The following is a 19,292-nucleotide window of genomic DNA, read 5'->3' on the forward strand; positions in this document are numbered from 1 at the left end:
GTGATTTTATTTCTGTCTTACCTAGCTCGTATAAATCTTTTTTTACATAGTGAACTTGTAGGTCTTCATATCTTTTCTTGATATGGCTGGCATTGTAGCCTTGGGGTACAGATATATGAAATACATTTGGAGTCCTATCGGATAGGTCGTGGAGGTAGAGGGCTGTTTGATGGGAAAATATAATTCGATTACTATTATATGATATTAAAATAAAATCATCTATAACTTTTCCTTTTAATTGATATAGTCCTGGTCTTAATCTTTCTAATTGTCCGATTTTTGTTAATTCTGATAAATTATGCCTAGTATATCCGAGTTCTTCTGCTTCTTTGTTGGTGATTACTAAATTATCTTGTATATATTCTCTAAGTGCGTTCATTCTTCCTCACCTCATTTTCGCTTTAATTATATCATATAAAAGCGAAAATGTAAATAATATCTCTGCAGATAGTGTAAATTCCCACATAAAAAGCCAGCTCACGGCAGGCTTTTGCTTACTATAGGCTTATTTTACCTTGTATGGGTTTTTTTCTATTTTTTCTAGTTCGGCCTTGGATATTTTTGTTACTGGGCCCTTGCTTGTTTTTAGGACATTTGCTTGGATCATTTGGTCCATGGCGTTTTTGATTTCAGTGTCGGTGTAGCTTGGTTTTACTTGGTCTATTGAGATTGTTCTTTGGGCTGCTGCCTCATCTTTGAAATATAGTTTGAGTTTTAAGTTGATTGTTTTTTCCATTTGTTATTCCTTTCTCCTTTTCTTATGCTAGGTTGCCTTCTTCGATTAGTTGGTCATCGGCTTTGTAGATTGCGTATTTTAGTTCGTGGCCATTATCATTTAGTAGGCCTAGGTAGGCTTTGGCGAAGGACTTGATATTATCAGAGCTTGCCTCTTGGTTTACTTGTGAGAAGGTCTTTGTGTAGGCCTTTCTCTTGTCTCCGTCTACGTTTGCGATTTCAAATTTAATTTTTATTTTCATTTCTTCTCCTTTTTTATTTTTTTTTGGCGCCTTGTATATATATAACAAAATGTGCCTTTTTGTCCCGATTTTTTTTAAATCCTTACCCAAGTTGATTTTCCATCACCTATGCTGACATATCTCCTCTTGCCGGATAGGGCTATATAGGATATCCAGCTTAGGCCTTCGTTTTCTATGACTTGGTCATAGTGAATATGCTCGCCTGGATAATAGACTGCTAGAACATCTGACCTAGTCGTGGGTAAGGTTCTGACATTGACTGCTGCCCTTACCAGGGCCCTGCCGAGTTTTTCGACCATCTTGTAGGCAGTATTTGTATTGCCTATAGGCCTAAAGTATCTTTCCTTATAGGACCTCTTGCAGGCTAGAAATATTTTAAGGTCATCCCTAGTTGTGGATATGGATACTCCCCTGTGCCTGTAGTTGGCATGAAGGATCTTATCCTTTGCTAAAAATATTCCCGTATGGCCGCCTGCTCCTAGAGACTTACCCTCGATGCCTCTTATAAAGATATCCCCTCTTTGGACCTGGTCATAAGAATAAATTTCCTTTAGATAGGTCCCATTCATCTTAAAGAGGGTCTCTGTAGATCCTATTAGGCTTGTCCTTTGGATAAAGTCTCCTGCTATGAGGCAGTAGTGGACGAAGGATGAGCAGTCATAAAAGGCTGGGCCAAGCCTTGCAGGATAGGCCATGGAATAGCCCACCCTGCCGACCTTACTTATGCCAAAGTCAATCATCTTTTCAATATTTGCCATAAAGTTCCTTTCCCCAAAAGCTATGACTTTTGGATTTCTTCAATGATTTTGTCAAGCTTTCCATTGATTTGTACTATTAGGATGAGATTCATCACTATTGGAAAGCCTAGTTCAGATATGAGTTTAAATATATCCATATCAATTTCGGCTAACTTGGCAAGCTTTCTTTCCTAAATAATCAAGCTAGCGAAGTCTGGCTTGCGATAAAATTTATGGCAAGCCCAGAAAGTACGCCACTCCTTTCTTGTGTGATTTGCACGTGCTAATTATATATAGCAAAAAGTAAAATTTTGTCCCGATATTTTTGCTAATCAGCTTAAAGGCTATAGGGAAATTGGCATACAAAAAAGCTTATTTATGATATAATTAAAGAAGTTAAGGGGTGCTTATATGAATGAGAAAAATAAAATAGATAAGGTCCATGATGATGTTATTAATAGTATAAAAGCATTGATGGAAAGGTCCAGAAACGAAGTTGCAAGGCAAGTCAATAATATTTTGCTAGAGACTTACTGGGAGATTGGACGCATCATCGTAGAAGATGAGCAAGGACATGAGCAAAGAGCAGAGTATGGCAAAGAGCTTATAAACGACTTATCAAGACAGCTTACAAAGGAGTATGGTAGAGGATTTTCGAGGTCTAATTTACAGAATATGAGAAACTTATATTTATCATATCCAATTTGCCAGACACTGTCTGGCAAATTGACCTGGTCCCATTATTGCGAACTCTTATCTATCAGCGATGATAAAAAACGAAGCTTCTATGAAAAAGAGAGCATCAATGCAAACTGGTCTGTTAGAGAACTTAAAAGGCAAATTAAAACCTCACTTTTTGAAAGATTGATCTTATCAGCTGGAGAAGAAAATAAGGAAAAAGTCCTAGACCTAGCCTTAAAGGGCAATGAAATAAATAAGGCATCTGACCTTGTAAAAGACCCTTATGTATTTGAATTTTTAGGCTTGCCAGAAGAAAAACCAATGATGGAAAGTGATTTAGAAAAAGCACTTATAGACCATATCGAAAAATTTTTGCTAGAACTTGGCAAGGGTTTTATGTATGTAGGTAGTCAACAGAGAGTAACTTTAGGCAACACCCACTATTATGTGGACATGGTATTTTATAATAAAATATTAAGGTCTTATGTCTTAATCGAACTAAAAACAAGCAAGCTAATGCCAGAAGCAGTAGGTCAAATAAATATGTACCTCAATTATTATAAGTCAGAAGTTAATGATGAGATGGACAATGAGCCGATAGGAATAATCCTGTGTACTGACAAGGACGGAGTCCAAGCAGAATACGCTCTAGGCAACTTATCAAATAAAATATTCGCATCAAAATATACCTTGTATATACCAGACAGGGAAGAGCTTGAAGAGCAGGTAGAGAAAGTAATTGAACAATACAAACAGAAGTAGGTAAAAACCTACTTCTGTTTTATTGCAAAAAATCTCCCGTTATTTTAACTAATCAGCTTAAAGACTTTAAAAGTCCAATTCGATTTGTCTAAAAGCGATTAAGGCAAAAAAACCCCGTCTTAAAGGCTTTTAGGCAATTAAACATTTTCACTAATTTGTATTAAGATAGACATTGACAAGGTCAAAAGGCGCCTTACCAGCCAGGCTGGTAGACTTTGATCTTAAATGAAAGAAGTGAAAATATGATAAATTTAGAAAATGCAAAAAGAATAATAGATGATTATATGCCATTAATACTTGCGACAATAAGACGTTTCCCAGCCTTCGAAAGAGAAGAGGCAATCGATGAAGCAAGGATGCTGACAATCGAGGCAATACTAGATTACAAAATCGAAGCGGGAAGCTTCGGCAATTACCTAAAACACAAGCTCAACTACCACTTTTGGAACAAGTGCAGAAACCCAATAGAAATCTCCCTAGAAAGTCCCACCGAGGGCGGTGTAATTGGAGATTTGATAGAAAGTGATATAGACATAGGAGCTGAAATAGAAAATGGGGAAAAATACCTCAAATTAAAAAACAGCCTAAAAAGACTAAATAACAAAGACAGAGAAATAATAAGGCTAAGATATTTTGAAGAAATGGAATATGAAAAAATAGGCCAAATCCTAGGCCTAAACCCAAAAACAGTGAGAAATAGAAATAGCATGATAATAAAAAAATTGAGAGAGGTGTGGGATGTGGGTTCTAATATTATTTGAATTAAATATTATAATAAGAGATGCCGACAAATATTAGATTAGCTTCGGTCAAAACCGCAGAGAATATGTAATTAATTCATTCTATGCGGTATAATACATATGTTATCATCGGCCCACAGGGTGGGAGGGGGTGATTTCATGCAGGAATTGATTAACTTCATTATTGCTGTCGCAGCGCAAGTAGCTGGTAACTTACTGTGCAAATGGCTAGACAGCAAGAAAATAGATGATAATTAGTCTATAAAAAAAGGACGAGCGTGCAGGCTCGTCCTTTTTTGGTAATTCCATGCTTCTTGATTAACTTCATGGTTACTCTTAATATACCACAAATTAGGGGTTAATTCAATATTTTAAATTAGTTGATTTGTATTGATAATTTAGTATCAACATGGCCCGATGTAGATACTAATCCCTTTATAGGAAAAACCATGAGAGTCCTCAATGAACCACGTAAATATGCCTTGATTTGGCATATTTACGCCGAATAATAGCGTGGTAGCGCGGAGAGCTTCGAAGAAGCGGTATTCGTACGGGCTAGATTCTTGCTTCGTTCGTTCGGGGTGGGAGTGTTGTTGGTTCCTAGTTTTTCGTTAGTTACTTATAATTATTTAAAGGAAATACAATAATAAAAAATGTTAATAAAACCAGAAACCGAGTCCCCTACCATTTCGAGCTTTGCGGGCAAGCCCGTCCGGCTCTGAGAGGACCTCATGGTTCTCTTTATTGAGGGTTCTGTATTTACATCGGTGATTTGTTTATATAGCCTTCGAATATAGTAACATATCGCTCTAGAGTTTGTGCTAGAATTTGAGTTTTCGTAATAGGTATCTCCACTACGGTCGATACAAGGGAAGGAGCGCTCGAGACAAGGGGCTCTGTTTTTTTATCGTAAAAAACCTTCCAATTTAATGGAAGGTTTTTTGAAGTGAGTACCCGGGTATTTTATTTTTTAGATTTGGTCTAAGAGTGCACTCTTTGTTGACCGCCTCTTAAGATTCTAATTGGTAATTAGTCTCTTTTGCTTGCTGCGTAAGCAACTGATGCTGCTGCAAGGATTCCAGCTACGCCAGCTACTCCAGCGATACCTGTTTTAGCGTTTGAGCCAGCTTTTTTAGATGGCATGTTAGCTTTTTTGTCTTCTTTTTTGTCTTCTTTTTTGTCTTCTTTTTTGTCTTCTTTAACTTCTGGTTGAGCTTTTTCGTTTTCTTTGATTGTGTTTTCGATGTCTTCAGCGTTCTTGTTTAGTTCTTTTGTAAGAGCTTCAAGATCAGCGTCAGAAGCTTCATCAGCGTAAGCTGTAGCTATGAAAGCTGATTTAACACCAAGTGCTTTGTTAGCTTTTTCGATTGTAGCTTTAGCGTCTTTGATTTGTTTTTCAAGAACGTCTTTAACCTTAGCAACTGATTTTGGAGCTTGTTTTAGTAGGAATTCAGCTGATTGGATAGCTACTTCTGCTCTTGTTTTAGCTGCTTCAAGAGCTTTAACTAGAGATTCTCTATCTTTTTTAGCATCTTCTTTAACAGATGGTTTAACAACGATTTTGTCGTTTTCGATAGTTACGATAGAGTTACCAGCCATTGCTACAGATTTTAGAGCATTGAATTTTGTTTCGTAGTTATCATTAGCTGTTTTTTCATTGTTTAGTGCAACACCATAAGCTGCGTAAGAATTTGTAAGTTCTTCGTTAGCTTTGATTAGGTTAACTAAAGCTTGAGCCTTTGCAGAAAGTTTTGTTTTATCTTGTTTTTCAAGGTTTCCTTCAGCTTCTTTCTTAACAGCTAAACCAAGTTTTGTATTAGCTTTTTCTAATTCAGCATTTTTAGCTAAGAAGTCATTTAGAGCTTTTTCGTAAGCCTTCTTTACAGTTTCATTATCTTTATTTTCTTTTTTATCTTTTTCTGTTTTTGCTTTTGCAAGTGTTTCTGCTAATGCATCAGCTTCGCCTTTAAGTTTTTCAGCTGCAAGTCTTAAAGTTTTAACGTCACCAGCTTCAACTTCATCTTCTGCTTCTGGAGCATTTTTGTAAGCTTCTTCAGCTTTTTTAGCTGCTGCTTTAGCTGCTTCATATCTAGCTTCTGCTGCTTTTGAAGCTGCTCTAGCTTCATTTCTTAATTGATAGAATTTGTTAGCATCTGCTAATTTTTCGTTATAATCTTCAGCTATAAGTTGTGTACCTGATTTAGCTGTGTCAGCTACTGCTGGTGCTACTGCACCAAGACCTAGAGCTAGTGCAAGAGCACCTGCTGCTAATTTATTTAATTTCATAATTATTTTCTCCTTAAATTTCGTTTAAACTTTTGTACAATTTTTTAGTACTCACTTTACAATTATTATCTTACAACACCTTCTCCATATTGTCAACACATTTGATTAATTTATCAATATATCTAAAATTTTTCTAAATATAACGACAAATTATCTTCACAATTGGTAGGAGTTTCTACAATAGGAATTTCATATATTGGCTTTATCACTCGTTTTTGCAAGCTTAATGCTTAATTATGGAATTTTGTAGGACCACACAATTGATGTTAAATTTCTACAATAGTATTTATGGAAATTTCTACAATAGGAATTCCTAATATTTTGTTGTTTGATAATATCTATTAATATACTAATTTTATTTGGAATTGCAAGATGGTTTCCTTAATTTACAATAATATTAAGATGATTTTTTTGTTCTTCAGCACATAATGAAATATTATTATTTACTATTGTTCTTCGTTATCTTATCACATAATAATTGATTTCTATTTACTATTGAATCTTCGTCTAAAGGAACTTTCTTTCTAATGATACAATATCATATACTATTTTTCTTCGGAATTTCATCTTATAGTAAATGATTGTCATCAGGCTGATGACTTCGCCAAAGGGGGAGGGCCAAGGACCCTTTCGCATGGGTCCTCATCGCCCTCCCCCTTACACCCCCTCTACGTTACACCCCGCAAGCGACTCTTGCAGAGGGCAAATTGAAGATTGCCGCTGGCAATCTTCTTTATTAGACCTGACTGCTATTCATCCTGGTTCAAAATCTATTATTTCAAATCTCGTCAGCTAAAAATTTAGATTCACTTCACTTCGTTTCGTTCAACAAAATTTTCTTAACGCTTCCTTGATTTAAAATAATTTACGATTTTATTTATGTAAGTCTTAGTGATTTTTTTCCTAGTTCCTCTTATTGCAATGTTTGCGAGAGCAAACGAGCCTTAGTCCTAATTAGACGTTAATATTCTCTCAGAATACAGAACAACTCTCCCAAGGTCGGAAGATTTTGTAAATGTAGATGCCGTTAAGAAAATCTCCTGACGCACGAGTACAAATTAATATTATGTAAGTGCTGAGATGTAAAGTGAATGTAAAAGAAACATTTGGGCTAGATTGAGATTTTTAGGCATCGGAATGTCAAAATCAGTTAGGATAGGGATAGCTTTTACGAAGGGTTCTGTCTACATAGAGAGGATTGCCGTTAGGCAATCTTCACTTTCCGCACTCCGCCTTAGGAGCCGGGAGGGGGTGAAATGGGGAGGTTTAAGGAGGGGCATGAGGGGGCATCGGCCGCCCCCTTCGCCCCTCCTTTAGCCGAAGTCATCAGCTTGATGACAACAATTTATTATGTGATAAAATAACGAAGAAAAATAGTAAATAAAAATATAATATTAATTATAAAGTAATAAAAATTGGGATTCTTAAGGGGATAAATCCCCTTAAGCTATCTCGCTTTCGCTCGAGTGCTCCGCACGGGTCCTCTCCGAGCCGGACGGGCTTATTTATGATATGGTTCCCCACTTATTATCCTATGGGCCCTATATATCTGTTCCATTAATATCACCCTCATTAGTTGGTGGGGGTAGGTCATTTTGCCGAAGGAGATTCTGTTGTCAGATCTTTTTAGGATGTTTTCTCCTAGGCCGTTTGATCCTCCTATTACTAGGACTAGGTCTCGACCGGATCCTTGGATTTTTTCTTTTTGGATTAGTTTGGCGAAGGCTATGCTGTCTAGGGCTTTGCCCCCTATTTCTAGGGTGATGACGTAGGAGTCTTCTTTGATTTTCGCTAGAATTTTTTCGCCTTCTTTGTTTTTGATTTGGTTTATTTCCTTTTCTGATAGGTTTTCAGGGGCTTTTTCGTCCGGAACTTCTACTATTTCTACTTTGTTGTAGGCTTTCATTCTTTTGAGGTATTCGGCTAGGGCGTCCTGGTAGAATTTCTCTTTTATTTTGCCTACTGCTATGATTTTGATGAGCATTAGTTTTGGTTTTGGGTGTAGGTGTCGAATGAGTCTCTGATTTTGCTGAAGCCTTCTTCTGCTAGGACTTGTAGGACTATGTCTTTGATGTCGCTTGTCCTATGGACTCTTTGGTTGTCTAGGTGTTCATTGCCTGCTAGGAGCTTTTTTCCTATATCTTTTAGGATCATTGCTAGGTCTGATGTGTTTAGTTGCATGCCTGACTGGTCTGCGGCGTTTTTGATGGATCTTGCGATTTTGTCTGGGTCGTATTTTTCAAGATTGCCTGACCTTTTGACTACGTATTCGTCCTTACCATTTATCATGTCCATGATTTGATCTAGGGGTAGGTTTTTTGCAATTTGACCTAGGTCTAGGTCTATGATGTTGTTGTCTTTTAAAAAGTCGCCTAAGAGACTTAATATTTTTTCTGTCATGATTACCTTCCTTTATATATTTGTTCTTGCTTTATTTATACCCAATTTTCCTTTGTTTTATTTGACTGTTTCTTTGTTTAAATATGTCTTTAATAAAAATACTAGACCTAGGGGTAGGCTATAGGTTTTTGTTTGATTTACCATGTTTAGGCCTATATTGTTTTGGGAATATTTGAAGCCTAGTTCATTTTTATATCTTTTTGTGAATACTTGATAAGATTTGGCTTTGGTGTTTATATTTGATTTGACTTCTATTGGTATTACTTTCCCATCATCTTCAATTAAGAAGTCTAGTTCTGCTGAATTTTCAGATTTCCAGAAGTATGTTTTGTAGGATCTATTTATCAATTCATTATTTACATAATTTTCTGTTAATGAGCCTCTAAAGCCACCTGTTTCTTCGGATTTTTCTACTAATGATCTGAGTGTGAAGTTGGCCTTTCTTGATAGGAGTCCTACGTCTGCTAGATATATCTTATAGTAGGAAGAATCGCTGTAGACTGAGAGGGGGATTTGTGGATTTTCTATTTTGGGCACTAAGTATATTAAGCCTGCATCTATGAGCCAGCCTATGGATTTTTCTAGGTCTTTGGCTCTGGCTGATTTTTTAACTCTGGAAAATACGAATTTATTGTTTTCTTGGGCAAGTTGCTCAGGGATTGACCTCCATATGAGCTCTATATTTACTAGCTCGCTTTTTGGGCTATGTCTTGAGAAGTCATTTTCATAGCCTCTTAATATATTATCTTGGATTTGATTGACTTCTAGGAGATTCTCATTGTTTTTCCGTGATTTTACCGCTTCTGGCATGCCTCCTACTAGGAGATAATTAGTATATTGCCTATTTAATTCATCTAAGATGTAGGTTGGAAGTGGTGCTGATAGGTCATAGGATTTTAAGGAGTCTATTAGGCTTGTTTGATTATTGGCCCAGAGAAACTCCTTGAAGCTCATAGGGTACATTTCTAACATGTCTACCTTGCCTACTGGAAATGACGCTCCTTCTGCCCTAATTGATACGCCAAGCAAGGATCCAGCCCCTACTACTGCTAGGTCTGGCATGTCTTCATAAAAATATTTCAAAGCTGTTATAGCTTTGGGATTGAATTGTATTTCATCTATTACTAGGAGTGTTTCTTCTGGTATTATTTCAGGAATTACTAGCATATTCGCTATGTCTCTTATTATCCTCTTGGTGTCATAGTTAAAGGAAAATATTTCAGATATGTGAGGATCTCTTTCTAGGTTTATATAGACAAAATTTTTGAAGTATTCTTCTCCAAATTTCTTTAATATATATGTTTTGCCGCACTGCCTAAGACCTGTTAAAATAAGAGGTTTTCGAGTACTCTTTTCTTTCCAGTTTAGGAGTTTTTCTATTATTTCTCTTTTCATTTTGTCCTCCTAGTATAATAATATATTATTCCTATGGTTTTTGCAAGAATTTCGTTATTATTCCTATTGTTTTTGCAGATATTTTTGAATTATTCATATCCTTTTCGCGATAATTTATGAATTATTCATATCTTTTTTGCAAAAGTCGCTAAAAAAAGAGACCCGCAGGTCTCTTGATTTATAATTGGCTTGGGTCTAGGTTGAAGGTGTCCCATTCTGATAGGTCGCCTGCTTGGAAGCCTTTTTGGTACCATCTTACTCTTTGCTCGCTTGTGCCGTGGGTGTAGGATTCTGGGACTACGTAGCCCTGGCCTTTTTTCTGGATGGCGTCATCTCCTATGACCCAGGCTGTGGATATGGCCTCGTCTATGTCGCCGTCGTCTAGGTAGCCTTTGTCGTGTTGGTATCTGGCTACTACTCCTGCCAGGTAGTCTGCCTGGAGCTCTAGGCGTACTGTGAGGGCGTTTCTTTCTTTTTCTGGTAGCTTTTGCATGAGCTTTTGGTATTGGTCCATGATGCCTGTGACATTTTGGACATGGTGGCCGATTTCGTGGCTTATAACGTAGGATACTATAAAATCTCCATTTTTGGCTCCAAAATCATTGACCAGATTATTGAAGAAGGACAAGTCCATGTAGACTTTATTGTCTACTGAGCAATAAAAGGGGCCGGTGCCTGCTTGGGCAAAGCCACAACCGGTGTTGATGGCATCTTTGAATATATCCATCTTGGCTGGTGTGTAGTTGATTCCTTCCTTGCCGAGGATTTCGCTCCAGGCATCTTCTGTATCGGCTAAGACTACGGCTGAGTATTCGTAGAGGTCTTTTTCCGCCTGGGTCATGACGTATTCTTCTTGCTGGGTCTGTGGGGCTGTCTTTGTTGTAGACTCTAGGGCTGTGAATGGGTCGCCTGTGATTAAAAATATGACAAGGGCAAGGATTATTCCTCCCCCACCTAGGGCCATACCACCACGCCCACCGCCTCGGCCAGCATTATTTATATTTCCACTTTGTCGTCTACCTTTCCATTTCATAAATTTCTCCTTTTTGTGTATATAATATAGATACCCAAATTTGGGATGAATTATTGGAGGAGTTGATATGAATAGGTTGCGATTTGGATTTAATGAGCCTTTGGATATAGTGAATTGTCGTACTTGGGTTGTTTTCCTAGCCTTCGAATATAGTGGCATGTTGTGCTTGGTTTATCTTTAATTTATTAATTTAGTGCCTAGATGGCCCGGTGTAGATACAAATCTCATTACATACTCTACTGATGAGACCTCTCGTCGCTACGCTCTGTCGAGGTGGGGATATTGTGAGTCCGTAGTTTTTCGTTAGTTACTTATAATTATTTAAAGGAAATATTATAATAAGGAATCTTAATAAAGTCAGAAACCGACTCCCCTTCCATTTCGAGCCAGAGCGAGAAATCTCATGGTTCTCTTTATTGAGAGTTCTGTATTTACATCGGTGATTTGTTTCTGCTTAATTCAGTACTTACATGGCCCGATGTAGTTACTAATCCCTATATAGAAAGAACCATGAGACCTCTCGTCGCTTACGCTATGTCGAGGTGGGAATGTTTTTTCCTACAGTATGTATAAATTCATAAATGATTTCTTATATAGATATAAATCACATATCCTCGAATAAAAAGTAAATGAAAGCACCCCTCCTTCCATTTCGAGTGTAACGAGAAATCTCATTATCAGGTTTATAAAAGGTTCTGTATTTACATCGGTGATTGGTTTATATAGCCTTCGAATATAGTAAATTGTCGCTCTTAGTCTGGCTTAGAATTTGAGTTTTCGTAATAGGTCTCTCGACCGCGCTCGAGACAAGGGGTAATGAAGGAAGCTTATAAAACTTCCCACTCCTACCTTGCTTCGACTTTCGTGGCAAGCCCGTCCGAATACCGCTTCTTCGAAGCTCTCCGTGCTACCGCACTATTATTCGGCATAAACATGCCAAATCAAGGCATGTTTATGTGGCTCGGAGAGGACAAGTCTATTAGAAATGCTTTAATGTTACTATTTATTATGAACCAAGTACAGGTTTATTTTCACAAGCCTTCGAATATAATGGTATGTCGTGATTGGTTTATCCTTAATTTATTAATTTAGTGCCTAGATGGACCGGTGTAGATACAAATCTCATTACATACTCTACTGATGAGACCTCTCGTCGCTTACGCTCTGTCGAGGTGGGAATGTTTTTTCCTACAGTATGTATAAATTCATAAATGATTTCTTATATAGATATAAATCACATATCCTCGAATAAAAAGTAAATGACAAGCACCCATCCCATTTCGAACTTTGTGAGAAATCTCATGATTCTTTATGTCGAGGGTTTTGTGGGTACATCGATGATCGGTTTGTATAGCCTTTGAATATAGAGGCATATCGTTCTTAGAATATTGCTTTTTTGGCTAATTCATCTGCTAGGTCGTTGTATTTGTCGTTTGAGTGGCCTTTTACTTTTACAAAGCCTATTTGTATTTTTTCTCTGGCTTCTCTTATGAATGCTTGGTAGGACTGGGTTAGGGTGTTGTTTGCTTTCCATTCTCCTTCTGCCCAGCTGGCTATGCCTTGGTAGTCGTGGTGGATTATGATTTTTTTGTAGGATTTTTCTAGGGCTTTTTCTATGGCTAGTTCTGCCGCTTTTACTTCTCCTGCTACGTTTCTGTGGATGTAGTAATTGTCTTGGTAGGCTTTGTTGAAAGTTTCTTCTTTATCGTCTTTGATTAGGACTACTCCTGCTCCGTAGGTTTTTTCTTTGAGGTTGAATGACCCGTCTACGTAGGCTATGACTGTGTCTTGGTCTATTTTTATTTCTTTTTTCTCATTTGACATAAAGGCTTGGGCCTCTTCTTTAGTCTTGAAGGACTTGTAGGAGGCGTTTGGGTAGCCTTTTACTTCTTTTAAACAAGAATCCCAGGATGTGTAGATCCCAGGATTTCTGCCTTTTTTTACTGCGTAATATTTCATATTGTGTCTTTGTTGACCCAGTAGGTTACTGTGCCTGGTCCAACTGTGAATACTCCGTTTCCGTTTTCATCTATGGTTATGTCTTCGTTTTTGCCTGATAGGTCGGTGTAGGTGGCGCCTGCTTCCTCTTCACCTACGAACATTTGCTTTTCTGCCATGTCTTTGATTGAGACTAGGACTGCTAGTGGCTTATGGCTTTCATCTCCTCTTCTTACCCATCCAATTACTGATGGATGGTCGAAGTAGTCGTCTTGTTCGCCGTAGTTGTAGTTTTTCCTTACTTGCATCATATTATCGAGCATGTCTTTTAATGGTTCTGTTTTATGCTCTCCTATTAGGCCGTAGTAGTCTCCTGCAAAGAGGCATGGGTAGCCGTCTTTTCTGAATAGGATTAGGGCGTAGGCTATTTCTTTGAACCACTCTTCTACCCATGAGTCTAGGGATTGGCCTGGTTGGCTGTCGTGGTTGTCGACGAAGGTTACTGCCTGGGCTGGGAAGTCTTTGACTATGGTGTTGTCGAAGATTTTTCTCATGTCGTAGTTGCCCATGGATTTGCTGGCTTCGTTCATATGGAAGTGAAGGGGTACGTCAAAGAGGTCGATCCTGTAGTCTGAATTGTCTAGGTAGGATTCGATGGCTCCTGTGTCATATTGCCAAAATTCTCCAAAGAGGTAGAACTTGTCTGCGCCCTTTTTTTGAATTACATATTTGGATAGGTCATAGATGAAGTCGCCTGATATGTGTTTGAGGGCGTCGTATCTGAAGCCATCGACCTTGGTTTCTTCTGTGAACCAGTCGACCCATTTAAATATTTCTTCTCTTACTTCTGGGTGGGTGTGGTCTATGTCGCAGTTCATGAGGTAGTCGAAGTTGCCTTTTTCTTTGGATACATCTTCGTCCCAATATTTGCCATCACCTAGGATTCTGTAGATGGCTGATGTTTCGGTTTTGGCATCGTAGTCGACTCCTGTGAAGTGGTAGTAGTGCCATACCATGTCTGAGTATTTGCCTTTTCTGCCTTTGAAGTCAAAGCCTGTCCAGGCTTCTATTTCCATTTCTCCTGAGACGTCTTCTTCTCTATTGTTTTGATCTACCATGACCGCCTTGAAGTTTTCCTTGAAGTCTGCATTGCCTTTGTGGTTTAGGACTACATCTGCGTAGGATTTGATTCCTGCCGCGTGGAGGTCTTCGATGGCCTTGATTAGTTCATCTTTTGTGCCGTATTTAGTTCTGATGGTGCCTTTTTGGTCAAATTCGCCCAAGTCCCAGAGGTCGTAGATGCCGTAGCCTACGTCCATGTCTCCACCTCCCTTGCACATTGGTGGAAGCCAAAGGGCGTCTATTCCTGCCTTTTTGAGGTCTTTGGCTGATTTGCTTAGGTTTTTATAAAAGGATCCATCTCCATTTGTATCCCATTCAAAGGATTGCATCATTATTTCGTTTGCCATTTTTACTCCTTGCAGATGTCTATTGACTTGCTTGCGCCTATCCTGTCTGCTCCTGCTTCGATTAGGGCTAGGGCTTCTTCTCTGGTGTGGATGCCGCCGCTTGCCTTTACTTTGATCTTGCCTTCTACTGCTTCTCTCATTAGCTTGATTTCAGCTACAGTCGCTCCTCCTGTTGAAAATCCTGTGGAGGTTTTGACGAAGTCTGCTCCTGCATTTAGGGCTAGCTTGCAAGCTTTGATTTTTTCATCTTCTGTTAGTAGACAGGTTTCTATGATTACCTTGAGAATATTTTCTCCTATAGCTTCTTTGATGGCTCTGATTTCATCTTCTACATAGAAATAATCTTCTGATTTTAGCCTGCCAATATTGATTACCATGTCTATCTCACTTGCCCCATCTCTGATGGCTTCTTTTGCCTCAAAGACTTTTGCATCTTTGGTCATGGCTCCTAGTGGAAAGCCTACTACTGCTGCAATTTTGATGTCTTTGTTATAATCTCTTATAAATTTGACATAGGATGAGTTGACGCAAACTGAGTAGAAGTCATTCTCTACTGCTTCGTCTACTAGTTTTTTAATTTGGTCAAAGGTCGCATCTGCCTTTAGGTTGGTGTGGTCTATATATTGGTTAATTTTCATCATTTCCTCCATATTCTATGAGGGCAAGGGTTAGGTCATCTGCCATTTGCTGCCAATTGAAGTCTCTTATATTTTGATAGAGGGCTTGTATGTCGCCCTTTTTGGAAAATTCTTCTCTGAGCCTTTCTAGGCCATATTCCTTGCCATTTTCATTTTTCGCTTCTATTGTTCCATCTGTGAAGAATAATATCTTGTCATTTTCTTCTAGTTTTAGGGTTTTTTCTTTGTATTTATCAGCCTCTATTATATTTGATATCATCCTGCCACTTACAAGGAGATAATCAGCTATTTTCTCGCTTTGCCTATAGATAAGGGGTGGACAATTGTGGCCAGCATTGGCAAAGACTAGGCTATTGTCCCTAAAATCAAAGATGCCAAGCCAGGCTGTGAAATATTGGCTGGAGTCTATCTCTAATTTGGTAAATTTCTTCCTGAGGTTGAGAAAGACTTGGCTAGGGCTATAGTCTGGGTGCTTGTCAAAGATGGCGGACATAGACACTTTTAAAAACATTGTCATTATCGATGCCTTGACCCCATGGCCCATGACATCTGCTATATAAAATGCTGACCTATTTTCGTCAATCTTGATTAAGTCGTATATATCGCCTGAGACCTTTTCAGAAGGATTGTAGATGCCTGATATTTTAAGCTTGCCATAGGTTTTATTTTTAGGGAGAATAGATGCTTGGATTCTTCTTACAAATCTCAAGTCATCTATCATGTCCTTGTTGGCATTGTAGAGGTCTATTTTAAGGATGGATTCACTTGTGATATCCCTGTAGACTTCGATTGTGCCAGCAAAGTCCCCATCATAGAAGATTGGGGATGTCTTTATGGAATAATACTTGCCATCGATTAACTTTTCTTCAATCATGGTTGTGGTTTTGACCACTTCGTTGCTATTGCTAAGTAATAGGTCGATATTATCATCTAGGTAGGTCTTTAAGGTCTCGCTCTTATCTAGAGCATCAATAAGGGCGTCATTAACAAAGGCTACCTCGCCCCTGTCATCTATTATCCTGACCCAATCATCCATTGCGTTTAGGATAAAAAAGTTGAAATTTTCTCTTAAGTAATGTGTTTTTTCTAAAGACCCTGTCATAATTTGCCCCTTTAACTTTCTTAGTATGACTATATCATTTTTAGCATAGTAATTCAATCTAGTTTTATAGGTGGAAATGTATTTAAAATATTATTTGGCCCACAAGAAAAAGCCAGCTAGGCTGACTTTTCTTTATAAAGGAGTTTAGGCTTTCGCTTGCTTATAAAGCTCTGCCCTTAGGGTTTGGATATATTTTTCTACCTTTTTGTTGATTTCTTTTTGTTTGGCTATTAATTTTATGAGTTTATCTCTTTTAAATGAGTCAGTAAGCCATCTATTGCATAGATACGGGCTTAGATTTATAGATTTGCTTCTAATTTTATGATTACTTTTTCAATTTTGGCGAGTATTACTTTTTGTCTGGAGATTAATTTGGTGAGCTTATCTTTTCTGGCTTTTGGCATGTAATTATGGGCCATGTAGTTTTCTGCGTAGGCTACTATTCTTTTGTTATTTTCAAAAGCTTGTCTTAGGGCTCTGACGGAGTTGGCGTATTTTGTATTTTTCCTTTTATTATAGGCTTCTAAGTCTGTTTCTAGCTCTTTTACACGAGCATCTACATAGTCTTGATCATAATTATCATTGTTTCTAATTTCTTTTAAGTGATTTATCTGACCGAATATGCTATTGGCTAAAAAATCGCTTGATTCTTCTGCTTTTCTTTTGAAGGTCTTAGCTTTTTCTAGGAGCCTATCTAGGTTTTCGTAGTTTACTGGGTCACTTGCTTTTATAAAGTTGACTGTGTATTCTATCGGGTAGGCTAAGCCTGCATCACTTATGCCACTTACGCTTATCCTATAGGATGCGTTAGTTTGTTTTTTAAGCTCGTGACCAAAGATTAGGGCACTACCATAGCCGTAGTTTTGTTTTGATATATAAAGGCCATTAGCTGGTGTGTAGGTCTTGACCTCTCCAGTTTTTAAATTTTCTACTTTCACACTTGTGTTTAGCTCATCTATGTCTAGTAGCTTTCCTATTTGGATTGAAAATGGTGAGCTTGGCTTTACTAGTTCAACTAGGGTATTTGTTGCAGGGTAGGCTATTACGTCTTTATTTCTAAATCTAGTATTTGCTTCATCTATCACAGTTGTTGCGTTGAATTTGCCTATGTGGCCTATGCCCATTTGCAATGCATAAGGATTTAAGAGCCATCTTCTATGGCCTACACTTTTATAATTATTTGGACTTCCATCATCCATATATGCCATGATGGCACTATATGGGGAGTTATAACCTGTTCCTAAGTTTGAGGTCTTGGCCCCTTCCTTGCCTGCTAGGATTATATCTTCGTTTCCACTATAACCAGCTGGTGTTGGTGGGTAGTGGTTAATAGCTGAGTTGAGATTGAAAACTAGGGTTGCTGATTGGGCAAGGGTAGACATTTGCTTATTTTCAAATACCTCCGGAAGACCTACCATGAACCTATAGGTGTTTATAAAATGTAGGGTGTCTTCTATCACCTCATCTGTCAAGCTTCCCAATTGGTTTGCTCTTGGATTTGGTATCTGGCTATAGATTTGCCTAGCATTTAGGTCATAGCTAGGTTGGGTTAGGTTTATTCCTGCAAATTTGACCTTTGAAGTAGATCTGGTCTCATAGTTTCTCCAATAGGCTTTTACTTCTTCTGCGCTTGGCATGTTGGTTGTGATACCAAGACTTTGGCCATTAGATATTGTTTGGATTCTTGTGTCTATTTCATTTGCTGGAATTAGGTCTGGGCTTGTTTGCTTAGCTTCGTCACTTAGTGCTGGATCTAAGGTGCCTATTTCGCTTGCCTTACTTATAGCAAGTGGTGAGATTAGGCTTGCTGCTAGGGCAAGTCCCAATATTTTCTTAGTCTGCATTGTTACTCCTTTGTCTAAGTTTTGCCTTTAAGATAAATTACGAGTCTAGTTTGAAATTTTCGCTTCTAATTTTACTAGGATTACTTCTATCCTTTCGAGGATATTTTTCTGTTTTCCTACTAGCTTTGTAAGTTTTTCTTTTGTTTCTTTTGGCATGTAGTTATTTGCCATATAATTTTCTGCATAGGCTACTATTTTTTTATTGTTTTCTACTGCTTTTCTGAGGTTTATTACTGAGTTTTTGTATTTTTCATCAGTTACGCCAAGGTCTTTTTTCATTCTGTCGTAGTAGTTATTAAATAGGTTCCTATACTCATCTATTGTATAATACTTACCTATTACTCCGGAGCTTAGGACTAGGGAGTGAGCATAATAATGATTTTCTCCTTTTCTTACTCCATATCCTGCAGTTTTATCTTGATTTACGCTGTCTACCATGTTGGTGTAATGACCTACCGTACTTGGTGTGTAGCCTCCTACACTTCTAAATTTCTTGCTTAGGGCATCAATGTTTTCTTTTTTGGATAAGTAGGCGGACATTTCACTTTCTGTTTGGTAGCCTTGGCTCCTTAGATAATCATATACTTGCTTTTCCTCATCCCACCATTGTTCTATGGATCTTGCTGCTTGCTTTTGATTATTCCACGCTAGGTTTTCACTGGTATTAAAGACTGTGGCATGGTCTGGTGTGCCTGCAGAGTAGTTGGCATTGCCTTGGCCTACTGCCATCATAAAGCTTGTGATTCCTAGGGTGTCTAGGTGAGCTCCATCGATTCCACGGTCATTTTGTCTTTTTGCTTCTACCATGGCTATATTTTCTATAGCTTGTTTCATATTATCCATGCTTGCTGCATCATCTGAACTATTTCTTTGTCTAGCGCTTAGATAGGTACCTTCTTTATCATCTGCTCTTGTTAGGGCGTAAACTGCTTCTTTATCATCGTTTTCTAGATAAAATCCTAGGACTCCATTTTTCCACTTGTCCTTGTTTGAGAGGGCTTCGTATTTGGATTTTTCTTCTTCAAATACTTGATTTAGCTCTTCTTGGCTTATCTGTTTACGGTCACTAAATATATAAGACCAGTTTACGGATGTCATTATATTTGTATTTGGGGCAGCAAAGCAAGTTTCATCCATAAATAGTCCTGTACTTGTTGCTAGGGCAAGGCCTAATAAGATTTTCTTTATTTTCATTTTTACTCCTTTAACAAAATATTCTATTATAATAATTATAACATATTTTTTATATTTTCAAAATTGCTAAATCGAATAGGGGCTAAGATCTAGCCC

At 38.0% G+C, this 19,292-nt stretch carries 18 protein-coding genes; 2 read left to right on the top strand and 16 right to left on the bottom strand.

Annotated elements, in window-relative coordinates; translation table 11 throughout:
- The 5 genes from ACCQ42_RS10185 to ACCQ42_RS10205 all read right to left on the bottom strand — a co-directional run.
- Nucleotides 1-379, bottom strand: a 379-nt coding sequence (locus ACCQ42_RS10185; protein WP_410036069.1) for a type IV toxin-antitoxin system AbiEi family antitoxin domain-containing protein, incomplete at its 3' end; no start/stop codon positions are given.
- Nucleotides 380-505: 126 nt separating this feature from the next.
- Nucleotides 506-736, bottom strand: coding sequence for a DUF2922 domain-containing protein (locus ACCQ42_RS10190; protein WP_410036070.1), 231 nt, complete (start codon nt 734-736; stop codon nt 506-508).
- Between the two features lie 22 nt (nt 737-758).
- On the bottom strand, nt 759-977 hold the full coding sequence (locus ACCQ42_RS10195; protein ID WP_410036071.1) for a DUF1659 domain-containing protein: 219 nt from the start codon (nt 975-977) through the stop codon (nt 759-761).
- A 74-nt stretch (nt 978-1,051) separates the two neighbouring features.
- Nucleotides 1,052-1,735, bottom strand: coding sequence for a peptidoglycan amidohydrolase family protein (locus ACCQ42_RS10200; protein ID WP_410036072.1), 684 nt, complete (start codon nt 1,733-1,735; stop codon nt 1,052-1,054).
- Nucleotides 1,736-1,755: 20 nt separating this feature from the next.
- On the bottom strand, nt 1,756-1,872 hold the full coding sequence (locus ACCQ42_RS10205) for a YvrJ family protein (protein WP_158698389.1): 117 nt from the start codon (nt 1,870-1,872) through the stop codon (nt 1,756-1,758).
- A 253-nt stretch (nt 1,873-2,125) separates the two neighbouring features.
- On the opposite strand from ACCQ42_RS10205, the gene ACCQ42_RS10210 reads away from it, so the two are divergent.
- Complete coding sequence (locus ACCQ42_RS10210) at nt 2,126-3,157, top strand: PDDEXK nuclease domain-containing protein (RefSeq protein WP_410036073.1); 1,032 nt, start codon at nt 2,126-2,128, stop codon at nt 3,155-3,157.
- 242 nt (nt 3,158-3,399) lie between these two features.
- A complete protein-coding gene (locus ACCQ42_RS10215) occupies nt 3,400-3,918 on the top strand; it encodes a sigma-70 family RNA polymerase sigma factor (RefSeq protein ID WP_410036074.1) in 519 nt (172 codons plus the stop codon).
- Between the two features lie 1,008 nt (nt 3,919-4,926).
- On the opposite strand, the gene ACCQ42_RS10220 is transcribed toward ACCQ42_RS10215, so the two are convergent.
- The 11 genes from ACCQ42_RS10220 to ACCQ42_RS10270 all read right to left on the bottom strand — a co-directional run bounded on the left by ACCQ42_RS10220 (nt 4,927) and on the right by ACCQ42_RS10270 (nt 19,196).
- Nucleotides 4,927-6,183 (bottom strand): hypothetical protein, encoded by a 1,257-nt coding sequence (locus ACCQ42_RS10220; RefSeq protein WP_410036075.1) that lies wholly within the window; start codon nt 6,181-6,183, stop codon nt 4,927-4,929.
- Nucleotides 6,184-7,684: 1,501 nt separating this feature from the next.
- Complete coding sequence (gene rlmH / locus ACCQ42_RS10225; protein ID WP_410036076.1) at nt 7,685-8,167, bottom strand: 23S rRNA (pseudouridine(1915)-N(3))-methyltransferase RlmH; 483 nt, start codon at nt 8,165-8,167, stop codon at nt 7,685-7,687.
- Nucleotides 8,167-8,583: an ATP cone domain-containing protein gene (locus ACCQ42_RS10230; protein WP_106460994.1), complete on the bottom strand. Its 417-nt coding sequence runs from the start codon at nt 8,581-8,583 to the stop codon at nt 8,167-8,169. The genes rlmH and ACCQ42_RS10230 overlap by 1 nt, the downstream gene beginning before the upstream one ends.
- Nucleotides 8,584-8,640: 57 nt before the next feature.
- The gene (locus tag ACCQ42_RS10235) at nt 8,641-9,978 is read right to left on the bottom strand and encodes an ATP-binding protein (protein ID WP_106460995.1); all 1,338 of its coding nucleotides are present in this window, start codon (nt 9,976-9,978) and stop codon (nt 8,641-8,643) included.
- Nucleotides 9,979-10,156: 178 nt separating this feature from the next.
- Nucleotides 10,157-11,011, bottom strand: coding sequence for a KPN_02809 family neutral zinc metallopeptidase (ypfJ, locus tag ACCQ42_RS10240; protein ID WP_106460996.1), 855 nt, complete (start codon nt 11,009-11,011; stop codon nt 10,157-10,159).
- Between the two features lie 1,380 nt (nt 11,012-12,391).
- Nucleotides 12,392-12,970 carry a ribonuclease H1 domain-containing protein gene (locus ACCQ42_RS10245; protein WP_106460998.1) on the bottom strand — a complete coding sequence of 193 codons (579 nt, stop codon included), beginning with the start codon at nt 12,968-12,970 and terminating at the stop codon, nt 12,392-12,394.
- Entirely contained in the window at nt 12,967-14,418 is a 1,452-nt protein-coding gene (locus ACCQ42_RS10250) for an alpha-amylase (protein ID WP_106460999.1), read from the bottom strand. Before ACCQ42_RS10250 ends, ACCQ42_RS10245 begins: the two co-directional genes overlap by 4 nt.
- Nucleotides 14,419-14,420: 2 nt before the next feature.
- A complete protein-coding gene (gene deoC / locus ACCQ42_RS10255) occupies nt 14,421-15,056 on the bottom strand; it encodes a deoxyribose-phosphate aldolase (RefSeq protein WP_106461000.1) in 636 nt (211 codons plus the stop codon).
- A complete protein-coding gene (locus tag ACCQ42_RS10260) occupies nt 15,046-16,158 on the bottom strand; it encodes a PP2C family protein-serine/threonine phosphatase (protein WP_106461001.1) in 1,113 nt (370 codons plus the stop codon). The genes deoC and ACCQ42_RS10260 overlap by 11 nt, the downstream gene beginning before the upstream one ends.
- A gap of 299 nt (nt 16,159-16,457) precedes the next feature.
- Nucleotides 16,458-18,002: a CAP domain-containing protein gene (locus ACCQ42_RS10265; RefSeq protein ID WP_410036077.1), complete on the bottom strand. Its 1,545-nt coding sequence runs from the start codon at nt 18,000-18,002 to the stop codon at nt 16,458-16,460.
- 45 nt (nt 18,003-18,047) lie between these two features.
- The gene (locus ACCQ42_RS10270) at nt 18,048-19,196 is read right to left on the bottom strand and encodes a hypothetical protein (RefSeq protein WP_410036078.1); all 1,149 of its coding nucleotides are present in this window, start codon (nt 19,194-19,196) and stop codon (nt 18,048-18,050) included.
- Nucleotides 19,197-19,292: the final 96 nt, after the last annotated feature.

Origin of the sequence: Anaerococcus kampingae, assembly GCF_046365475.1 — a bacterium.
Lineage (GTDB): Bacteria > Bacillota > Clostridia > Tissierellales > Peptoniphilaceae > Anaerococcus > Anaerococcus kampingae.